This is a genomic window from Archangium violaceum Cb vi76, assembly GCF_000733295.1.
In the GTDB taxonomy this organism is placed as follows: domain Bacteria; phylum Myxococcota; class Myxococcia; order Myxococcales; family Myxococcaceae; genus Archangium; species Archangium violaceum.
The window spans coordinates 35,122-54,266 of sequence record NZ_JPMI01000090.1 but is presented as its reverse complement, the minus strand read 5'-3'; the positions used below and the strand labels follow the sequence as shown (position 1 = coordinate 54,266).

General features: G+C 68.9%; 14 protein-coding genes. 5 read left to right on the top strand and 9 right to left on the bottom strand.

Features of this window, described 5'->3' with window-relative positions; genetic code table 11:
- Window positions 1-115: 115 nt before the first annotated feature.
- From Q664_RS52090 to Q664_RS14505, 5 genes are all read left to right on the top strand, one after another.
- The gene (locus Q664_RS52090; RefSeq protein WP_084609888.1) at window positions 116-1,369 is read left to right on the top strand and encodes a dipeptidase; all 1,254 of its coding nucleotides are present in this window, start codon (window positions 116-118) and stop codon (window positions 1,367-1,369) included.
- 115 nt (window positions 1,370-1,484) lie between these two features.
- Window positions 1,485-1,907: a hypothetical protein gene (locus tag Q664_RS14515; RefSeq protein ID WP_160174408.1), complete on the top strand. Its 423-nt coding sequence runs from the start codon at window positions 1,485-1,487 to the stop codon at window positions 1,905-1,907.
- Window positions 1,908-1,917: 10 nt separating this feature from the next.
- Window positions 1,918-2,571: an HAD hydrolase-like protein gene (locus Q664_RS14510; RefSeq protein WP_043394794.1), complete on the top strand. Its 654-nt coding sequence runs from the start codon at window positions 1,918-1,920 to the stop codon at window positions 2,569-2,571.
- Window positions 2,572-2,587: 16 nt separating this feature from the next.
- The gene (locus tag Q664_RS59060; RefSeq protein ID WP_160174407.1) at window positions 2,588-2,764 is read left to right on the top strand and encodes a hypothetical protein; all 177 of its coding nucleotides are present in this window, start codon (window positions 2,588-2,590) and stop codon (window positions 2,762-2,764) included.
- Window positions 2,754-3,920, top strand: coding sequence for a hypothetical protein (locus Q664_RS14505; protein WP_052518095.1), 1,167 nt, complete (start codon window positions 2,754-2,756; stop codon window positions 3,918-3,920). Before Q664_RS59060 ends, Q664_RS14505 begins: the two co-directional genes overlap by 11 nt.
- A gap of 125 nt (window positions 3,921-4,045) precedes the next feature.
- Here Q664_RS14505 and istB read toward each other — a convergent pair whose 3' ends face one another.
- From istB to Q664_RS14465, 9 genes are all read right to left on the bottom strand, one after another.
- On the bottom strand, window positions 4,046-4,837 hold the full coding sequence (istB, locus tag Q664_RS59055) for an IS21-like element helper ATPase IstB (protein WP_084609886.1): 792 nt from the start codon (window positions 4,835-4,837) through the stop codon (window positions 4,046-4,048).
- Window positions 4,809-6,296, bottom strand: coding sequence for an IS21 family transposase (istA, locus tag Q664_RS14495; protein WP_043394792.1), 1,488 nt, complete (start codon window positions 6,294-6,296; stop codon window positions 4,809-4,811). Before istA ends, istB begins: the two co-directional genes overlap by 29 nt.
- On the bottom strand, window positions 6,293-6,673 hold the full coding sequence (locus Q664_RS14490) for a hypothetical protein (RefSeq protein WP_043394789.1): 381 nt from the start codon (window positions 6,671-6,673) through the stop codon (window positions 6,293-6,295). The genes istA and Q664_RS14490 overlap by 4 nt, the downstream gene beginning before the upstream one ends.
- A gap of 814 nt (window positions 6,674-7,487) precedes the next feature.
- On the bottom strand, window positions 7,488-8,222 hold the full coding sequence (locus Q664_RS56340) for an HNH endonuclease (protein ID WP_200883703.1): 735 nt from the start codon (window positions 8,220-8,222) through the stop codon (window positions 7,488-7,490).
- Between the two features lie 214 nt (window positions 8,223-8,436).
- Window positions 8,437-9,336, bottom strand: coding sequence for a hypothetical protein (locus tag Q664_RS57710; protein WP_152622101.1), 900 nt, complete (start codon window positions 9,334-9,336; stop codon window positions 8,437-8,439).
- A gap of 687 nt (window positions 9,337-10,023) precedes the next feature.
- Window positions 10,024-12,234: a SpoIID/LytB domain-containing protein gene (locus Q664_RS14480; RefSeq protein WP_043394786.1), complete on the bottom strand. Its 2,211-nt coding sequence runs from the start codon at window positions 12,232-12,234 to the stop codon at window positions 10,024-10,026.
- A gap of 7 nt (window positions 12,235-12,241) precedes the next feature.
- Window positions 12,242-16,960, bottom strand: coding sequence for an MG2 domain-containing protein (locus tag Q664_RS14475; RefSeq protein ID WP_043394783.1), 4,719 nt, complete (start codon window positions 16,958-16,960; stop codon window positions 12,242-12,244).
- Window positions 16,957-18,567 carry a hypothetical protein gene (locus tag Q664_RS14470; RefSeq protein WP_200883702.1) on the bottom strand — a complete coding sequence of 537 codons (1,611 nt, stop codon included), beginning with the start codon at window positions 18,565-18,567 and terminating at the stop codon, window positions 16,957-16,959. The genes Q664_RS14475 and Q664_RS14470 overlap by 4 nt, the downstream gene beginning before the upstream one ends.
- Window positions 18,564-19,145, bottom strand: a complete 582-nt coding sequence (locus Q664_RS14465; protein ID WP_043394779.1) for a DUF1175 family protein — start codon at window positions 19,143-19,145, stop codon at window positions 18,564-18,566. Before Q664_RS14465 ends, Q664_RS14470 begins: the two co-directional genes overlap by 4 nt.

The following is a 19,145-nucleotide window of genomic DNA, read 5'->3' as shown; positions in this document are numbered from 1 at the left end:
TGCGTACTCCGTGTGACGACCCTCACCCCCCGCCCTCTCCCAGAGGGAGAGGGAGCATGCGCAACACGACAATCCCCCTGTCGCTCCGGCATGCTCCTCGGCCAGAGGTGAGGCAATGACCATCCAGGGGACGTGGCTCTGTTCGTTGATGTTGCTGGGAAGCCTGGGGTGCGCCGGCCCGAGGCCACTTCTGGAAGAACCGGCTCCCGCGGTGGCGCCCGAGGTGATCCGGGCCGATCTCCACGTGCACGTGACCATGCGCGAGGCACTCGGGCCCCTCTTCCAGGGCGAGCCCGGGGACGGCGTGCTGGCGGGCTCGCACACGGAGCGCTTCGTCAACCAGGTGGACGCGGCGGCGCTGCGGCGGGCGGGAGTACGGCTCATCCTCGCGACGGTCTGGCCTCCTCCCGCCACCCGTCCCGGCCGCGGCGCACTGGGCGAGGCCCTCCACCAACTCACGGAGCTCGAGGCCTTCACGCGGCGCAACCCCGACTTCGTGCTGGCCCACGGTGCCGCGGAGGCTCGGCGGAAGCTCGCGGACGGCCAGCTCGTGCTCATCCCCGCCGTCGAGGGCGGCGAGGGCATCCGGCGCGTGGAGGACGTGGATCTGCTCTACGCCGCGGGCGCGAGATCCATCACCCTCGTCCACTTCGTCGACAACCCGCTGGCGGACGCGGCCGATGACCAGTTCGGCGCGGTGGTGGGTGGCCTCGCCAACGGACGGGACGGAGGCCTGACGCCGCTCGGCGCGGACGCGGTCCGGAGGATGATCCAGCTCGGCATCCTGATCGACGTGGCCCACGCCAGCGACCGGACCATCGAGGAGGTGCTCGCCATCGCCGGGCCCGCGGGGGCGCCGCTCCTCTACTCGCACACCGGGGCCGGCTGGGCCGCGACGCGCTGCCTGAGCACGCCCCTCGCCCAACGGATCGCCGCGGGCGGAGGGCTGATCGGCATCGGCCTCTTCCGCTCCCCCTTCCAGGAGGTCCCCCTCTCCGAGCGCTGGGAGGGCTTCCAACCGGGAACCTGCGACGACGACGTGGCCCACTGGCTGCACTACGCCCGGCAGGCGGGCCCCGAGGCCGTCATGCTCGGCAGCGACTTCAGCAGCGCCATCCTCCGCGCCCGGCCGGGAGGCGCCTGTGCCCGAGGCCTCCGCCATACGGGGGACCTGCCCGCCCTGTTCGCCGCCCTGGAGGCCCATGGCGTCGCCCGCGACACCCTGGACGGCTCGGGAGAGCGGTTGCTGCGCCTGCTCGAAACGGTGGAGCGCCGGGCGGACCCCTCGGTCTCCCGCTCCGCTCGGAACCTCCCCGTGCCACGGGACGACCTCTTTCTCGACCGGGGGGAGCACTCTTCGGGCCAATGACCTATGATCGACGTTGGACCCCCTACCCCAGCACACATCGGCGGCTGGGAAGCGTCAGTCCTTGCTTCCAGCCGTCGGCTGCCGTAACTCGCCCCGCATGCTCGCGCACTCGGTCGTGAATGGAACCAAGACCTGGACCACCCCGAACGGGGAGCTGCGGCTGTGGCAGCCCGCCCCCCACGTCATCGTGACGCGGTTCCAGGGAGCGATGTACGACGCCCACCTGGCCCACCTCGCCATGACGAGCATCGAGGGAATCGTCTCCACCCAGACGAAGACGGACATCTTCCACGACTGGGAGGAGATGGAGCTCTACGCCACCGAGGCGCGGACCATCATGACGGAGCGCGCCATACCGCTCGCGCCGAAGATCAACTCGCTGAGCGTGTTGTTCGGCTCGAAGGTGGTGCTGATGGGGGTGTCGCTGGCCAGCCTCAAGCTGGGCGGCATCAGCACCTACACCAGCCGGGAAGACTTCGAGCAGGCCGTGCAGCAGGCGGCGGCGTCCCGGCCGGGGACGTTCAAGCCGGCGCACTGAGGTCCGCGGCATGATCTCCAACGTGGTGTTCGACTTCGATGGCACCATCGCCAATTCGAAGTCGGCGCTCCTCGGCGTCTACAACCAGGTGGCGGAGAAGCACCGGTTCAAGCCGATGGCCGAGGAGGACATCCCCGTCTTGAGCAGGCTCTCCATCCCGGAGCGATGCAGCAAGATGGGGGTCCCGCTCTACAAGGTGCCCTCGTTGATGGTGGAGGTCGCCCGGAGCTACAGGAACGTCGTGGACTCGGTGCGGGCCTTCGACGGCATGCTGTCCGTGCTCCAGACGCTCCACCGCCACGGCCTCACGGTCGGCATCATCTCGTCCAACGCGACCGAGAACATCCAGCGGTTCCTCGCGAAGAACGGCATGGAGTCCGTTGTCCGGCGCGTCCACTGCTCCAGCAACCTGTTCGGCAAGGACAAGGTCATCTCCCGGTACCTGAAGACGTACGGGCTGACCTCAGAGCAGGTGGTCTACGTCGGGGATGAAGAGCGGGACGTGGTGGCCTGCAAGAAGACGAAGCTGCGCGTGCTGTCCGTGTCGTGGGGGCTCGATTCCCTCGACGTCCTCACGCGCGTGAACCCGGACTCCATCGCCCACCAACCCACGGACATCCTCCAGTGGGTGGCGCGGTTGAACGGGTTGCCTCACCTGGCGTAGGCACGCTCGAGGTGTCGTGGCACCATCCGCGGCACGAACCATCTGGCGCCATGGGGTAGAGGAGCAGTACGACGCTCATGTGAACCCCATGCTGGTGCTGGACGGCGGCACGCTGCTGTTTCCGCGAGGCCAGGGCGCGCAGCGCCTGGAGGCCTTTGCTTCCGTGGGCCTGGGGATGAGCCATGCGCGCTGAGTCGCCAGGATTCAAGTGGACGGGGCTGCTGCTGGCCCTGACCCTGCTGTCCAACGCCTGTGCGTCGCGGACGTCACCACCCGGCCGGGGAACGCACCTGCGCTACACGCCGCACGAGGCCGCCACGCCCGCATGGGCCAGAGACCCGAGCGAGGAGTCCGCGCCCAAGCCCGAGGGTCCACAGCGGCTGCACCGCCGCCAGGACGTGCGGGAGGCGGTGACGGCGGTGGGCCCTGGCGGCACGGAAGAGACGGCGTGGCAGAGCGCCCTGGCTGCCCACCTGGCGTTTCGCGGTGCCCTGCTCGACGTGTCTGGCTCCACCCGCGACCTCTCCGGGGAGCTGTCCAGGTTGCGCAAGAGCCACTGGGGCATCGCCGGCAAGGCCGCGGGCCTCTTCGTGCCCTCTCTCGAGTATGGCCAGAGCCAGTTGCGGTGGTTGGACGCCGAGTTCGCCGCCGCCACCCGGCTGGCCCACGCCGCCGCGGACGTGGAGGACCCGGACATGCAGCTGGCCCTGCTGTGTCTGGCGGGCCCACGGCTGGAGGCCGCCCTGCTGGGCTCGCTGCTGCTCGCGGCCTGGGTGGACTTCCTCAACCTCCTCGATGTGGCGTTCAAGCAGGGTTACAACTCAGTGGAGACGCTGTTCGTGGACATGGACCGCTGGCGGAAGATGGTGGAGCCAGCCATGACCGCACTGGCCTCGCTGGAGTCAGGGCAGGTGGAGGCAGCGGCGGAGAACATGCCCGCGCTGATGGGCTACCTGTCCGGCGAGTTCAACAGGACGGCGGAGCGCCTTCACTCGGGGCTGAGGAACGTCGAGAAGGTGATGTTGCTGGCGCAGCTCATGGAGCTGGTGACGATGAGGTCAGCGCTGAAGTTCTCGCTGCCCGCGTTGCGGCCCTCGGCCCCCGTGACACTCGGGGTGGGCATGGTGATGGGCGGCAACGGCGTGATGATGGGCACGCGCATTGTCGTCTCCGCCGAGTGGGTGGAGAGGGTGAACCGGCTGGTGCGGGCGGGCGTCCTCTCCCTGCCCGCCGTCAGCGCCGCGGTGCGGATTCAGGCCGGCCAGATGATGATGGCGCACGGCGAGCTGCCGCGCGGCGTGCGCGAGGCGCTCGGCGACGGGCCCGAGGTGCGGGGCATGCGGGTGTAGACGGCAGCGAAGATCCGACGGAATTTGACGGTCGGGTCGGCCGAGCATCCTCCCCCCCCCAAGACGACAACCCCCCCGATCGTTGGCGCGACCGGGGGGCGAGGTGCTTCACGGAGGCTGGGCGCTCAAGCGGATTTGGCGCTCTTGCGCTTGGGAGCCGGAGCTGTCGGCTGCGGGGCCTGGCCCGCGTGCTTCTGCCTCCAGGAGTCCGCGTCGATATCCAGCACATGGCAGTGCTGGACGAATCTATCCACCAGGGCCGCGACGCACGCCGCACCAGGGAAGACAGTCCCCCACTGCTTGAATGACAAGTTGGTGGTTATCACCGTTGCGCGTTTCTCATGCCGCTGGCTGATGATGTTGTAGAGCAGGTCTCCAGAGCGGCTGTCACACGGCAGGTAGCCCAGCTCGTCGAGAATCAGCAGGTCCGGCTGGAGGTAGCGGCGTAGACGCCTGTCGAGAGCGGGGAGGGACTCCTGTTTGAGCAGGTCGGCCAGGGCGCTCGCGAGGGTGGTGAAACGCACGGTGTAGCCCTGCTGGAGGGCGGTGAGGCCGAGGTTCTGAGCCAGCGTCGTCTTGCCCACGCCACTCTGGCCGCGCAGCAGCACGTTGTGCCCGTGCGCGAGGAAGTCGAGCGTGAGCAGTTGCTCGTAGAGCGGCTTGTCGATGCTGCGCGGGTGATTCCAGTCGAAGCGGTCCAGGGTGGAGAAGGTGCCCAGGGTGGCGACGCGGGTGCGGCGGTCGAGGTTGGTGGCATCGCGGGCCCGGTGCTCCAGTTCCACCAGGCGCTCGCACAGCTCGGTGGGCGAGGCCCGGCCGCGGGTGGAGCTCTCCAGCAGGGAGCGCAAGGCCTCGGGGGCGGCGCGAAAGCCGAGGGTGCGCAGCCTGTCAATCACGTCGACGGGTGGTGCAATCATCGTAGGACTCCAGGGAGTGAGGCAGCACGTCCCGGTCAGGGACATGGCCGCCGAGGTGGACTTCGAGGGGAAGGGGCTGGCGCAGGGCGAGGCGGCGCTGCTCGCACACGGCGGCCAGGGCGCCCGGGTCATGAGTGCCACGCTGGAGCACTTCATGGACGGCGTCGGCCAGGAGGGCGGGGCCGTAGGTGTCCAGCAGCCGGAGGGTGCGGGCGGTGAGGCTGCCCACGTTGCGGCCGGCCTCCACCCAGCGGGTGAAGAGGGCCTCCACGCCGGGCACGGCGGAGCGCAGCCTGTCCTGCCCCTTGGGCTCACGTGCATGGCGCTTGAGGGCGAGCAGGGCCTCGCGGTGCTCGGGGGCTTCCACCAGCTGGCGCCGGCCCCAGCAGCGGGCATGGCGGGCCACCTCCTGGGCGCCGTCCAGCAGACGCACGCGGGTGTCATCGGCCACCAGGGTGAGGGAGGTGCTGGCGTAACGCGGAGGCACGGAGTAGCTGTTGGTGTCCAGGCGGACGAAGGCGGTGGCGTCCACGCTCACCGGCTCCACCCTGTCGGTGCTGGCCGGTGTCGGTGGAAGCGGAAGCAGGCGCTGCTTCTCCTCGGCCAGGCACTCGGCCACGGTGCGCCCGGGCTGCGTGGGGTGGGCTCGCGCGTGGGCCACCTCCTGAAGGAAGGCCCACAGCTCCCGGTTGCCCTGCTCCACCGAGTGCACGCTCCGGCCCGCCAGAAAGCGCTCGCGCAGGTAGCGGATGGCCCGCTCCACCTTGCCCTTCTGGTTGGCCTTGCGTACCGCGCACACCCGCGGCTGCACCCGGTAGTGGCCCGCCACCTCCAGCAGCAGCGGGTGGAAGCGCACCGCGTCCCCATACCTCTCCAGCACCACCGCCTTGGGGTTGTCGAACAGCCATTGCCGGCTGGTGCCGCCGAAGTAGCCCGCCGCTCTCACCAGCGAGCGCACCAGCGAGTGGGCTCCCATGTCGAAGACGAACTCGCCCCACATGCCGCGCGACCAGGCCTGCACCTGGACAAACAGCCACAGCGCTCTCTCTCCTCCGGGTACCTTCACCTTTCCCACGTAGGCCCAGTCCACCTGCGACTGCTCGCCCACCAGCGGCTCCACCCGCAGGAAGGCCTCCCTCGTGGGCCGCGGGCGCACTCCGGCCACGTACTCGCGCACCGTCCGCACGCTGCCCTCGTACCCTCTGCCCCTGAGCATGTCGTACAGCCGCGTGGCTCGCAGCTTCGGGTAGCGCGCCAACGTCTCGCCGATGAAGTCCGCATACGGCTCCACCAGCCGCGGCTTCTCCTGTCGTGACGCTCCGCCGCGCTCCAGCAGTCCCAGCACCCGGCGCACCACGTCCCCGTGCACCGAAAGCTGGCTGGCGATGGTGCCCACCTTCCAGTGCTCGGCGTAGTACAGCCGCCGCACCTCCGCCTCCACCTGCGTGTCCACCGTCACGGCAACCCTCCCGTCGGCGGCGCCTCGCTCAGCGCGTGCATGTCCCCGAAGTCACCCAGGCCGTGCACCTCGGTGCTCAGGCGCTTGTCCCGTGGCGCGACGAGCTGCACCTCGTAGAAGAGGCCGCGCGTACCCACGCCACGTGCGTCGGTCAATCCCAGCCAGTACGAAACGGCCGTGGCGTTGGCACACAGCACAACGCGCAACGGTGCGTCCATCCACAGCGCCAGTCCCTCCAGCACCGTCGTCACCGCCCGGCCGTGGCGCAGGTGCGTCAACGGGGGCAGCACCGCCCTCAGCTTCTCCTCCGGGCCGTGTGTCAGCAACAGGCGCGTCTGCGTGGCCGAGGGCCACAGCAGCAGCGAGGGGGAATCCATGCTCAATCTCCACGCCGGCTCGCTCGCGCTCACCGCCCATCGGTGCGCTCGGCTCGCCCGGCGCCGCGCACTCCACCGCGGCCGGATGCGACTGCGAAGGTGGAGCCGTCACGCTGTACCTGGTGCGTTGGCTTCGCCGCTGCCTGTAGGCGCGTTGCCGGTCGCGGTGGTCCAACCGCCCCTCCTCGCTACGCTGGTGGCGGGCCCTGGCCGCACGTACCACCCGCTGGCGGCCGGCCTCGCGGCACTCCGGGCTACAGTAGGACTGGCCCCGATAGCAGGAGGGGCAAATGAAGAAGACCCTGAGGCACCAGGAGCAACGCTCCTCGAGAAGAAGCTCCACGTCCGCACACTCCGAGCGGACGGGCAGGAACTTGACGGGGCCGCGGCCCGGAGGCACTCCTGCCGCCAGCCGACCGCAACACTCCGGAGGGCTCGGGTGGCACAGACCCGGGCCCTCTCTTTTTATCGCCGCCCGCTACTGCGCAGGTGGTGTACGGCGCTCTACCACTCCGGTCGACTTCTCGACCCGACCGTCAAATCTCATCGGATCTCGGCTGCCGTCGACAGCTCTGGACATGCGCGGTCCTGGGACTGCTACCCGACACACTGGTTCAAGGAGCACGGGTGGGACCCCCTTGCACCCCGCGACGACCCGAGACGCAGCGCGGCCATGCAGGGCCGTCCAGTTCAAGGCTGCTCCGCGCTGCCCGCAGGACGGTACCTTTCGGGCAACCTGTGAGCCGACCAGATCGCGCACGACGCCCATACCCTGCTGGGGCGGAGAAATGGCTGGGGCCACCCATCAACCAACTCACGTTAGGTCTTCACTGCCAAAGTGAGCTTTTCGATGGCAGTTAGGGCAGAGAGCAATAGCATTCTCAACAGTATCTTCGCCCTCATCTGCGAGTCGGATGCAATGATGCACCTCAAGATAGGGAGTGCCATCGGAGGCGCGAATGAACGGCGCGGATTGGCGGCACCCTTCGCAGAGGCCATTGGCTCGCGCCAACACCTCTGCCACCACGTCAGGGTTACGCTCGTACGCGACCGTCTGCACGAGCTTTCTGCGGGGCTTGCGCGGGGCAGATGCGAGCCTTAACTGCCGCTCTTCTTCAGATGATCGCTGTGCGCTCAACACAGCTTCAAGGAAGGCGTTCTGCTCCCTCTGGAACTCATCTGAGAGCAAACCTCGTTCAAATTCGTCGCAGATCGCTTCAACATCCTTCAACTGCCCAGGCCTTCCATTTCTATAGCGCACAAGGTGGGCTCGTACCGAACAAACAGCCCTTGTAGCTGTTTCAGCTCCGAAATCATCTCGGATGTGCTCAAGGAAATAGCGCGTTGCTTCTGCGTTGATCGTATAGTGGTAAGCCTGCCCGAGACACATCTTCTGGAAGTTGCGGATATAATTCAAAGCCGAAGACTTTGACATGGCTTTTTGCTGAACCAATTTACGCACGCCCGAAGTCTCACTCATTACGGATAGATAAACCCGCTTTGCAACCTCGTACGCGGCACGCACTCCCTGCCCAGAAATCGTGTTCAAGCAAGCCTCTTACAAGCATTCCATAAATCCCGGTCAGATGGAACAGGACGAACTCCATGTCCCAGAACGAGAGGACGAGGGAATGGTATCGGAGGAATCAAACTCGTACAAATCATTTTACTCGGCTTTCGCCATTTCGAGGAGGGCTTGAGAGGAAGAGTGCGAGCGGAAAAGAATAGAGACCAGCGCGAATGGTTGAGATGTCGGCATTGCCTCAAGAGCTTGCCTGTGCCTCATAAGTGAAACCAAACTTCATTAATTGGGGCTTACTCGGCAACAGCGAGCACCCGATTTCGGCTCTATCCCCCTCATATCTACTCGACAACTCATGTAGATAACGAGAGATGTGCTCCAAACCTTCCGGAGATGGGCGCCCGATGCCGTCATTGCTAGAGGCACCATCCCTTGGATCGACGATGGCACACCCCCAAATCCCCTTCGGAGACCAGTCGAGTCCTGGCACAGGACACATCAAACTGGCATGGGGCATACCATAGAATGAGACCAAGGCATTGATATGACCATGCGCACAGCCAATAACCAATGAATGCTTGCCAGGTTGCAAGACGTGTTCTGCCGCCAACTCAGCTTTGATTGGCGTGTCCTGTTGAAAAAGGAGAAGGAAAACAGCCGCCTCTCGCCCGAATCCCAGCCGTTCCCCACCTTGCGCGATGCGCTGAATCCGCTCAACACCCAGCTCGAACGCATATTCTCTTTCGATCTGCCCCTCAAGGACTGCTCGACGAAAGACATCAAACACTCTGAGTCGCGCCAACTCCGGGCCAAGAGCATACGCGACGAAACTGAGGAGGATCTTGTAAAGTGCCCGATGGGCATAGTCCACACGCAAAGGCAGGACCCCAACAACAGGCGTCTGTGTGCTCTTGAGGAGCACATCAAGCCCGGGGCTGAAATCCCAAGGCAATTTCGCCAGCTGCCCAGAAGCAATGATCTGCTCCACTGCTCTTTGTTCAGACTCACTGGCAGCTAGAACCTGGTACACCCCCCGCCTGCTGCGTGCGACAATCACCTGCCCACCCAATTCCACCTCGAATTCTCGGAAGTCACAGCCGCTGATATCTGGCGAAGCATTGGGATGTAGTTCAGAACGCATAACCTGAAGCACGTCTGGACTTGCGCCCCATGCCCTTATGGTACCATCAGCAAGAACGAGCAATTGCGGCGGTAGAGGGCGATTCCAACTCCGCTCAGTCGCATGAGTTCTCCACCACCGCCCGTCCAGCTTGCAGATGGCGGTACTTCCAGAGAGAACGGATCTCTCGGGACTCTGGCGCATTGATAACGACACAAAATCAAGGAGCGCTCGGTCTAACACGGATGTTGCGTTGTTGCAGCGGTCGCACAAAACACCGCGCGGCAACAGGAACCGTGCTCGTAATCCATTTTGGAGAACGTGTTCGCGACTATCGGCGCCTCCATCATTACGGAGACAAACAATGCAGGTGGGTGCTTGCGTTTCCATTGATCCATGGTGCTAGCCCTCATGTATAAATCCAGCAGAGCTAGAGGGAGCATGTGTGGGAACAGACGGGTGCACGAGGTTCGTCACGTCACTCTCGACAACGAGAGGCTTCGGATGGCTCGCCGGGCATGCTCGAGGAAACCTCCCGGCCACGCGGTGAGATGCAGGTCGGCGTGGCCAGTGCGGAGATAGCGCTCGACCTCGTCTGTGATGGTGGGCTGCGCGTCAGTCACTTCGCCATGGTACTCCCGGCCTCCAAGGACGGAGAGAACGATGAACCTGCCCCGATTTCGTGGCTCCCCCACGGAACGGGTTGCCTCACCTGGAGTAGGCGCGCTCAAGGATCCGCCCGGAATCGAGGCTGCTCTCCTTCGCCGCCTCCACGTCGAGCCCCTCGCCGTGGCCCTGGCCCCGCCCCTCGAACGAGACCTCCCTGTCCCCGAAGTGGGCGGTGCGTGGACAGGCGGGGAGCTTCAGCGCTGAACGCAAGAGTTCGCACGGCAGCGATTCCGCAGCGTCGAAGACAGCGCCTCCCTCCCGCCTCGTGCGCAGGAAATGCACGCGCCCGTCCGCGAAGCGCACCGCCGTCACGCCCATTCCCAGCAGAGAGTCCACCCGCTCGCGCGGACGTGTCTCACTCCACGGCTCCTGGCCTCCTTGTGAGAACGGCAGCCACTCGCGCCAACGCAAGGGCGGTGCCGCGAGCGCCCGCTCCTCCTCGGGCTGCACGCGCACGGTCCCGAGGAACGCCTGGCAGTGCGTCGTGTCGCAGACCGGCCGGCCCGCGTGGCGGCTGTGGGCATGCCGCTCGTTGTGCGCCACCACGCGCGCCAGCGCCACCCTCGCCTCACCCTTCAGCGACGCATCCTCCGCCGCCACCACTCCCGCCGTGTATTGCAGGCGCGTGGTGCGGAAGAGGAAATCCGAGCCCCTCCGCGCCTTGAGGGCATTCGGGCTCGTGGGCACTCCGGCGGGCGGCTTGTAGGGAGGAGGCGGAGAGTTCGTGAAGATGCCGGCGTAATCGCGGCCAGCGGGCGCATCCGGGAAGCGCACCCGCCATGGGCTCCCGAGGCACACCATCGCCCCTATCTGTACGAGCGGCTCCAGCTTCGCGAAGCCCTCGGGGACGGCTCTTGGCGTGCCCTGCTCAAGGAGAAACCCCGCGCCCTGGCACCGGACCTCGATGGCGCTCGGCTGCACCAGTCCCATCACCTGTACCCGTGCGGCCTCCAGCCCGCTCCGCTTCTTGCGCACCTTCGCCAACACCTCGGGCACCTCGTGCGCGAAGGCGCGCGGCATCTTCCCTGGCCGAGCCACCACCGCCACCATGTCCCCATCCACCGCGACGATCCACCCGAGCCTCGGCCGGCTCTCCGCGTCGCGCACCGTCCCCGTCTTCGCCGCCACGCCCGCGTAATCCTTCGAGGCCGGCAGCTCGGACAGCGTCCCGCGTGCGGCGCTGCCCGAGAGCACCTCCATCAGGTCCGGCCGCGCCTCGGCCAACAGCCGGTACGCCTGGGCCAGCCCCCACGGCGAGAGGCGCAGCGTCGATTGCAGTCCGATGGCATCCGCCATGTCCAGGGGCTCGCCGGACAGCCCCACCGCGGCCAGCACCGCGCCCCAGGGACCGAAGGCCCTCGGCGCACTCCCCTGCCCCTCCCAGTCCAGGAAGTATCCGTTGCACGAGCGCACCAGCGCCGTCTTCGCGTCCACCTTCCCGGGCAGCCGCTCACCACACACCCACTCGGGCACCTCCGCTCGTGGAGACAGCACCGGCGGAGGCCCCCCGCTCCCGGCCACCACGAAGGGCTTCAGCGTCGAGCCGTACGGCATCGCCGTGCGGATGTCCCCCTCGGAGAACAGCACCTCGCCCGAGTGACGGCTGAGCACCACCGTGGCGGAGGCCACCACCTGTGCCACCCCGGCCAGCTCGTCCACCGACAGCGGCACCGCCCACCGGGCCCCGTCCTGGCACTGCCTCAGCCGGCGCGTCAGGGCTCTCGGAAAGCCCGTGCTCTCGTTCAGCACGCGCGCCAGGGCCCGCCGGGCTCGCGGCGTGTCCACGTCCGGGTTACGCGCCAGCTCCGCCGAGGCGCTCGTCAGTGATTGGTAGGGCGCCTCCCGCCACTCGGCCAGCTCCCCGCTCACCGCCAACGCGAAGGCCTCGTGGAACAGCCGGTCCTCCGCCGAGGCCGGACACGCCCACCACAGCAGTTGGTGCGCCAGCTCATGCCGCAGCGCCACGCGCAACCGCTCATCCAGCACGCCGGGCTTTTCCTGCCGCAGCTCCACCGTGCCCGGCCGCCCCTGCCCATTGCGCGAGGGCAACATCCCCACGCCCCGGCGCAGGGAGATGTTCATCGGCGCCCGGCCCGGTGCACCGCCGGCCTCGGCCACGTAGCGCGCCTCCAGCGCCTTCCACGTGGACTCGGCCTCGGCGCGCAGCTCCGCCTCGGGCGTCACGTCTCCCCTCGTGAGGAAGACGGGGGTGGCCGCCAGCATGGCGACCGTCATGGCGGCCCACCCCATCACCGCTTCACCACCCGCCCGGACCCACGTCGCCCGGGCTGCGCTGGGACGGCGCCACCTTCAGCACGTCCGTCCCCGTGCGCCCGCGGATGCTCGTCACGTACATGTCCTCGATGAAGGCCGGCGGCGCGGAGAACGTGCCCGCGAACTGCGCCCGCATCACGTACCCCACCGTGCGCGGACTGTCGCTCCACCACGCCGGCTCCTCGAAGAAGAACGTGGCGCGCTCGGGGCTCAGCGAGCGGCGCTTGAGAGCCTCGGGAGCCAGCGGCAGCGCGTGCGGCGGACCGCGGAACTCCTTGTCCTCCACCAGCGGCACGAAGCCCGCCGGCACCGCGTCCTCCAGCACGTAGTACGCCGAGCGGTTCCGGTTGTCGCCGCGCGCATCCAGCGTCAGCTCCACGTACACCTCCTCGCCCTGGCTCACGCTGACGCCCGGCTCGAGCTTCACCCGCCCGCCCTCGCGCAGCACGTAGTACACGCGCTGGAGGCTCATGCCCTCGGCCACCGGCTTCACCTCCGCCAGCGGCGTGGCCGCCGTGGCCCGCAGCGTCGCCACGCCCGCGAAGTCCGCCACGTCCACCGAGCGCGTCCCCGGCTCCAGCGTCGCCACCAGCCCCATGCCTCGCGGCGTGAAGCGCACCGGGCCCTTCGCTCCCTTCACCTCCGGCGGCGCCAGCTTGCGGAACTCCTTCGCGTCGCGCTCGATGAGCCACATCGAGTGCAGCAGCGCCGTGCTTCGATCGAAGGTGGACAGCCCCGGCTCCGTCAGCGCCTCCAGCAACCGCCGGCGCGCCTTGTCCACGTCCATCTTCCCGAAGGACGCCGCGTGCCCGAGGATCGCGGTGAGGCCCACCCGGCGCAGCGGGTAGCGCCACAGCGCCTCGCTCGGCGCGGGCAGGTTGGCCAGCGTGACGAAGCCTTCGTTGCTCCGGGCCACCAGCTCGTCGATGCGGCCCTTCAGCGCGGGCTCCTTCATCACGCCCGACTTCTCCGCGGCCAGCACCGCCATCGCCAGCGGGTACAGGTCTCCCGGCTGCGCGGCCTCCACCAGCGCGCGCACCCGAGCCGCCTGCCGCTCCCCGTCCAGCCGCGCCAGCACCCAGGCCCGCGTGGCGTCCCACTCGAAGGGCAGCCCCTCCTGGGCCTCCAGCCAGCGCATGCTCTCGGTGATGCGCGGATCATTCCGGTCCACCAGCCCCGCCTCCACCGCGTACGCCAGCCCGTCCAGGGCGATGAGCGTCATGGGCAGATCCGGCGTGCTGTAACCGCTGAACCAGGTGAAGCCACCGCCGCGCACGGACATCTCCAGGATGCGGGCCGTGCCCTGCACCGAGCGGCTACGCGCCTCGGCCAGCAGCGACTGGCTGTCCGTGTCGAGCGACTCCAGCGAGCCCGCCTTCTTCAGCGTCTGGTACAGCGCCACGTTGGGCACCGTGGTGGACACCAGTTGCTCCAGGCACCCGTACGGGTACGTGAGCAGCTCGCGCACGTTGGAGAGCGCCGCGTCCACCAGCGACGGCTGCAACACCAGCTGCACCTCGGACACCGTCGCGCGCTGCGCCGCGGGCAGGGCCAGCGAGCCGCCACCCCACTGGGACACCTTCACCGGCTCCTCCAGCACCGCCGGCCGCACCGCCACCGCGCGCCTGTCACGCAAGGGCTCCTTGCCGCCCGTCACCTCCACCGCCAGCTCGGCCGAGCCCGGGCCCTTCGTCTTCAGGGTGATGGGCAGCACCTGCTCTCCGCCCTGGCCCAGCTCCACCTTCTGCGTCGCCTCGGAGGACTCGAGCACCCCCGCCGCCGCGAGCCTCACGTCCAGCAACTGGCTGCCCTTGGACAGCTCGCCCGCGGACAGGCGCACCGATGCGAGGGCCTCGTCCCCCTGCCGGAGGAACCGAGGCAGCGCGGCGTACAGGTTGAGCCCGCCGCGCGTGGCGAACTCGGCCGTGGACTCGCCAAAGCGGCCCGAGGTGTCCGCCGCCACGCCCGTCACCACCCACAGCGTCTGGTTGGACGGTAGCTTGAAGCGCAGCGTCGCCCGCCCGTCCCGGTCCGTGACGATCGTGGGGCTCCAGTACGCCGTGTCCCGGTCCAGGTCCTTCGCCTGCCGCGTGGGCGGCTTGATGGAGGCGAAGGCATGATCCGGCAGCCCCGCCATCTTCCGCGCCAGGGCCTCGCCGTAGCCGTAGCCCTGGAACTCGGCCGAGAAGAAGGTGGCCACGTTGTTGCGGCCCACCGGGTAGAAGAAGTCCAGCACCTTCGGGCGGAACTCGTTCTGGATGGCGTAGACGGCCTTGTCCACCACGCCCACCGACAGCTGCGCCACCACGCCCTGGCCCTCGTGGTCCGTCACCCGCACGTCGATGACCTGCTCGGTGAGCGGCGTGGCCTCGGCGCGCCGGGGCTGCAACGAGACGGAGAGCGTGCGCTCGGAGGGGATGACGCGGAAGCCCACCGTGCGCTCCTCCCAGCGGCCCGAGGCCGTCGGGTACGCCACCGAGGCATACACCGCGCTGCCGAAGCGCTTCTCCACCTCGAAGGCATGCACCAGCGTACGGCCCTTCTGCTCCACCAACCTCGTGCCGTACACGCCCGAGCCCGTGAGCGTCACCCACACCGGGCCCTCGTCCGAGCCCCCCGGGCCCCAGCTGTCCGGCAGCAACGCCACGAGCTGCGCCGTGTCCCCCGGCTCCAGCGTGCCCGAGAGCGACGCCAGCGTCAGGTTGGGCACCTGCGCCACCGGCTCCGAGGCCTCGCCGATGACGAGCAACTGGTCCTCACCGGTCCAGGCCTCGCCGCCCTTGTCCTTCACCGTGACACGGGCCACCACCGCGCCCGCGTCCGAGGTGGGGACCTTCTCGCGGTACGTGCCATCCGCCGCCGTGGTGAAGCTCTTCTTGCCCAGGCTCTTCTCGCCGCCATCCGCCTTGCGCAGCACGAACTCCACCTCGCCCTGCGTGGCGCCGTAGGGCTTGCCGGAGAGCGTGGTGGCGCGGATGCCCAGCGTGGCCTCGGTCCCCTTCTTCACCACCGCCGCCGAGTAGCGCGTGCTGCCCAGCACCTCCACCTTCGAGAGGAAGAAGGCGGCGCTCGCGTTGGCGAACGTCTGCTGATCATCCCGCGCGCGCACGGTGAGCGTGTAGCGGTACGGCAGCCGCTCCTCGCCCGGCTTGAGCGCGGGCACCGCGATTTCAATCCGCGCGTCACCGTTGGCGTCGAACGTCGCGGCGCTCGCCCACGGATCCTCCTCCACGCCGCGCTCGGCCACCGTGGAGTACAGGCGCTCGGGCACGCTCAGCCGGCCCTCCGAAGACGAGGCGCTCCCGTACGTCACCGCGCTCCCCTGCCCCCCCAGGCCCGCGTCATCCACCCAGGCCGGCGCGTCCAGCAGCGAGCGGTAGAGGAACACCTCGTACTTCGTTCCCGGAGGCACTCCGCCCGCGTACCGCCGCGCCCTCACCGTGGCCCGCAGCGTCTCGCCCGGCACCACCGTCTCCTTCTCCGGCTGCAGCTCCAGGTAGAAGGTGGGTTTCACGTAGTCCTGCACGCGCGCCTCGCCCTGGTGCGGCTGCGTGTCCAGCTCGGCCATCACGCGCAACACGCCCGTGCCCAGGTCCGCCGGCACCTTCAGCGTGCCGTTGAAGCTGCCGAACTCGTCCACCTTCGCGTTCGTCCGGATCTCCCGGCCCTCGGCCGAGACGAGCTTCACCGCCACGTCACGCCGGCGCGGCGTGAAGAGGCGCGCGAGGAAGCTGTCCGGCTGGCGCACCAGGCCGCGGAACCTCACCTCGTCGCCCGGCTTGTAGATGGGCCGGTCGCTGTAGATGAACACGTCCGGCGCCACCGCCAGCGACGAGTAGAAGTCCGTGTCCACGATGGCGGTGTCACCACCCGACGTCGCCGTGGCGATGAGGCGCGGCTCCTGCACGGCCAGCGTCACCTCGCCCTTGTCGTCCGTGGTGCCCGCGGGCCCCTTGCCCGAGGACAGGTACACCTGCACCTGTGCCCCGGCGCGCGGCTTCTGGTCCCTCCCCGCCACGCGCACCAACACCTGTCCGTCCGTCTGCTTGAGCTGCACGGTGAGGTCCGTGACGACGAGCACCACCTGCCCCTCCACGCGGCCCTGGACGAGCTGGAGGATGTACGTGCCCACCGGCAGCGGCGGGAGCGTCACGCGGCGCTCCTCGAAGCCACTGCTGTAGAACGAGGTGTCGAAGCCCGGGACGTTGAACTCGCGATCGGAGCCGCCGAGGTCCAGGTTCAACCACTGGCTGCGCACCACGGAGAAACCGGCGGGCACGCCCACGAGCTTCGCGGCGCCCTCGGACACGAGGGCGAGCGGACGGCCCGGAGGTGGGGGCGGACGCGCGGGCAGGCCCGGCGCCACGGACTTGCGGAAGTCCTCGTTCAGGGCGAACAGCAGGAACGAGCCCGGCGAGTGCGCGTCGTTGAGGCCACGGCTGAGCGCGTTGCCGGGGTTCGCCGTGGTGGGCGGGGCCTGCCAGGCGCGCCGGACGTCTCCCTGGGCGCGGATGAAGGCGTCGGTGTCCGCGGGCTCGAGCACCCGCAGCTCCACGGGCCCCTTGTTCTCGAAAGCCACGTCCACGGCCACCGGCTCACTGCTGCCGTAGGCCCGGGGAACGGTGATGTAGAGCGGCTTGGCCGCCGCCACGCCAGCGCACACCAGCGCGGCCAGCACCGCGATGCGAGCGGAATACCTCATGACCCAAACCCTCCCGGAACCAGCCTGTTGCCATCCACCGTGCCGCGCAGACCCATGTACGGCAGCGTCTCCAGATCACGCCGCGCCGCCTCGATCTCCGGCGGGGCCGCGCGCGGTTGCGGCTTGCTCGAACCCGCCTCCCTGACCTGCGCCCAGTACCCATCCGCCATCAGCGTGCCGAGCAGCCGCCCGGTGTTGACGCCGAAGGACACCGAACCCGGCGCGCGCAGCCCCTGCACCACCGGCGCCGCCGCGTTGAGCAGGTTGGGCCCCTGTCCCTCGCACGCCTTGCGCAGCCGCGCGAGCACGTCCTGCGTGGAGGCCAGCACGTGGTGTCCGCACAGCGTGGAGGACTCCATCCTGTTGGGCCCGGAGAACAACTGCCCCAGCGCGGCCGCGTCCTCGGGCCGGCCCCACAACAGCGCCACCTCGGTGGGCAGTTCCGAATCGCCCCGAGGCGTCCACACCATCGCCACCTGACGCGTGCGCAGCGGCACCGCGGCGCCCTTGCCGGACCAGAAGGCCTTGAGCGAGTCCTTGTCCAACTGCTCGGGCAGCTTGAGCTGGAGCGCGAGCAGCACCGGCGTCTCCTCGGGGATGAGCTTCAGCAGCTCGTCCGAGAGCGGGGCGCTGTCCAGCCGGGGCTCGTCCGCCACGGGCCCGGAGATGCCACGGCCCACGAGCCGGTTGCCCTCCACGGCGAACTGAAGCCGGATGCCGTTGGCCATGCCCATGACATGCGTGAGCAGCTGCGCCTCGCGGCCGAGCGGCTCGGGAGCGAAGCCCACTTCCACGTCCACGCCCTGGGGCGCCTCGAGATCCAGGTGCCCCTCGCACAGGCCCTGGAGCACCACCGCCGGGTGCCGGCCGAACACCAGCTTGTCATCCGTGCGCGCGGCCCACAGCGCCTGCTCGGCGATGAGCCAGCGCTGCAGCGTGAAGCCCTCCGAGGGCGCCTCCCCCTCCCCGCCCGGACACGTCGCGGCCGTCAGCTCGTTGCGGCGCACCACCTGGCTCATCGAGTCGAAGGCCGCCATGGTGGTGTTGCCCGGCTCGGGGACGATGATGGCGGGCGTGCCCGCGCGGTTCTCCCCGGAGAACCACACCATGCGGAACGGGGCGGCCAGGAACTGTCCGGCCACGACGTCGAACACGGCGCCCTTGAAGCCGGCCCCCAGCTCCTCGCCGCGGGTGTCGAGGAACGGGGCCCATCCGCCCGCGAAACCCTTGCCGAGCGGCTTCTGGAGCTGCTCCTTCACCCACGCATTGCCCGTGAGCGCCTCGCGCACCTTGCCCGGCGCGTAGACGTCCACCCAGAGGGCCGGACGCACCGGCTCGGTGGGCACCTGCATCTGCCCCGGCTTGCCGGGCGCGGGAGGCAGGGCCTGCAGCACCGAGCTCTGTGCGGACCCGGACGTGCCCGGCTGCCCGGAGGGAACCTGGGCCCGCGGACCCTTCGCGGGAGCGGAAGTGCCGCGACCGATGAAGAAGGCGATCAGGGCCACCACGATGAGCACGACGATGCCGATGCCCAGGAGGAGGGCCTTTTTGTGAGGCCCGGAGGGTGCCGGGGGCGGTGCGCCCGGCGCGGGAGACGGAGGGTTCATCGCATCCACTCCTTGAAGCGGAAGAAGCCGAGGAAGGCGGTGTTCTGGGGGACCGGGCGCCACTCCAGCGGAGCCTCGGTGACGAGCGACTGGAGGACGCCGGTGCGCACCGCGGCCCCCTTGTCGCCCGGGTGATAGACGATGCGCGTGGGAGCGTGCGCCTTGTCCTCGGGGCGCACCACGAGCATCAGGTGGAAGATGGGGCCAGCGTCGCGCTCCTGACGGAAGGCCACGAGGTCTCCCGTGCGCAGCGACTCGCGCGTGGCCTCGTCGCGGCCGAGCGGCACGAAGCTGTGCGCCAGCAGCGTCTCGGCGTCGGCGAAGTCACCGGGCCGGCCCTTGTCATCGAGCCACAGGGGTGAGGCGAGCCGCTCGGGGCGGAAGCGCCGGTACGCGCCACGGAAGGCGAAGCGCACCAGGCCGGCGCAGTCGCGCTGGTCCGGGTGCCAGGCCGGATCCATGCGGCGCACCTGGGCGAGCGCCACCTGGGCCACCTCGCGCCGCAGCAGCGTCTCGAGGGCCTCGGCGGGAGCGGGCGTGGCCGCCTGGAGCATCAGGAGCAGGAACAGCGCACTCAT

Excerpts from the sequence above, each read along its gene's own strand:
- Q664_RS52090 (WP_084609888.1), top strand. The coding sequence starts at position 116 with ATGACCATCCAGGGGACGTGGCTCTGTTCGTTGATGTTGCTGGGAAGC.
- istB (WP_084609886.1), bottom strand. The coding sequence starts at position 4,837 with ATGATTGCACCACCCGTCGACGTGATTGACAGGCTGCGCACCCTCGGC.
- Q664_RS14465 (WP_043394779.1), bottom strand. The coding sequence starts at position 19,145 with ATGAGTGCGCTGTTCCTGCTCCTGATGCTCCAGGCGGCCACGCCCGCT.
- Q664_RS14505 (WP_052518095.1), top strand. The coding sequence starts at position 2,754 with ATGCGCGCTGAGTCGCCAGGATTCAAGTGGACGGGGCTGCTGCTGGCC.
- Q664_RS14510 (WP_043394794.1), top strand. The coding sequence starts at position 1,918 with ATGATCTCCAACGTGGTGTTCGACTTCGATGGCACCATCGCCAATTCG.
- Q664_RS14470 (WP_200883702.1), bottom strand. The coding sequence starts at position 18,567 with ATGAACCCTCCGTCTCCCGCGCCGGGCGCACCGCCCCCGGCACCCTCC.
- Q664_RS14490 (WP_043394789.1), bottom strand. The coding sequence starts at position 6,673 with ATGGATTCCCCCTCGCTGCTGCTGTGGCCCTCGGCCACGCAGACGCGC.
- Q664_RS14480 (WP_043394786.1), bottom strand. The coding sequence starts at position 12,234 with ATGGGGTGGGCCGCCATGACGGTCGCCATGCTGGCGGCCACCCCCGTC.
- Q664_RS14475 (WP_043394783.1), bottom strand. The coding sequence starts at position 16,960 with ATGAGGTATTCCGCTCGCATCGCGGTGCTGGCCGCGCTGGTGTGCGCT.
- Q664_RS57710 (WP_152622101.1), bottom strand. The coding sequence starts at position 9,336 with ATGCGTTCTGAACTACATCCCAATGCTTCGCCAGATATCAGCGGCTGT.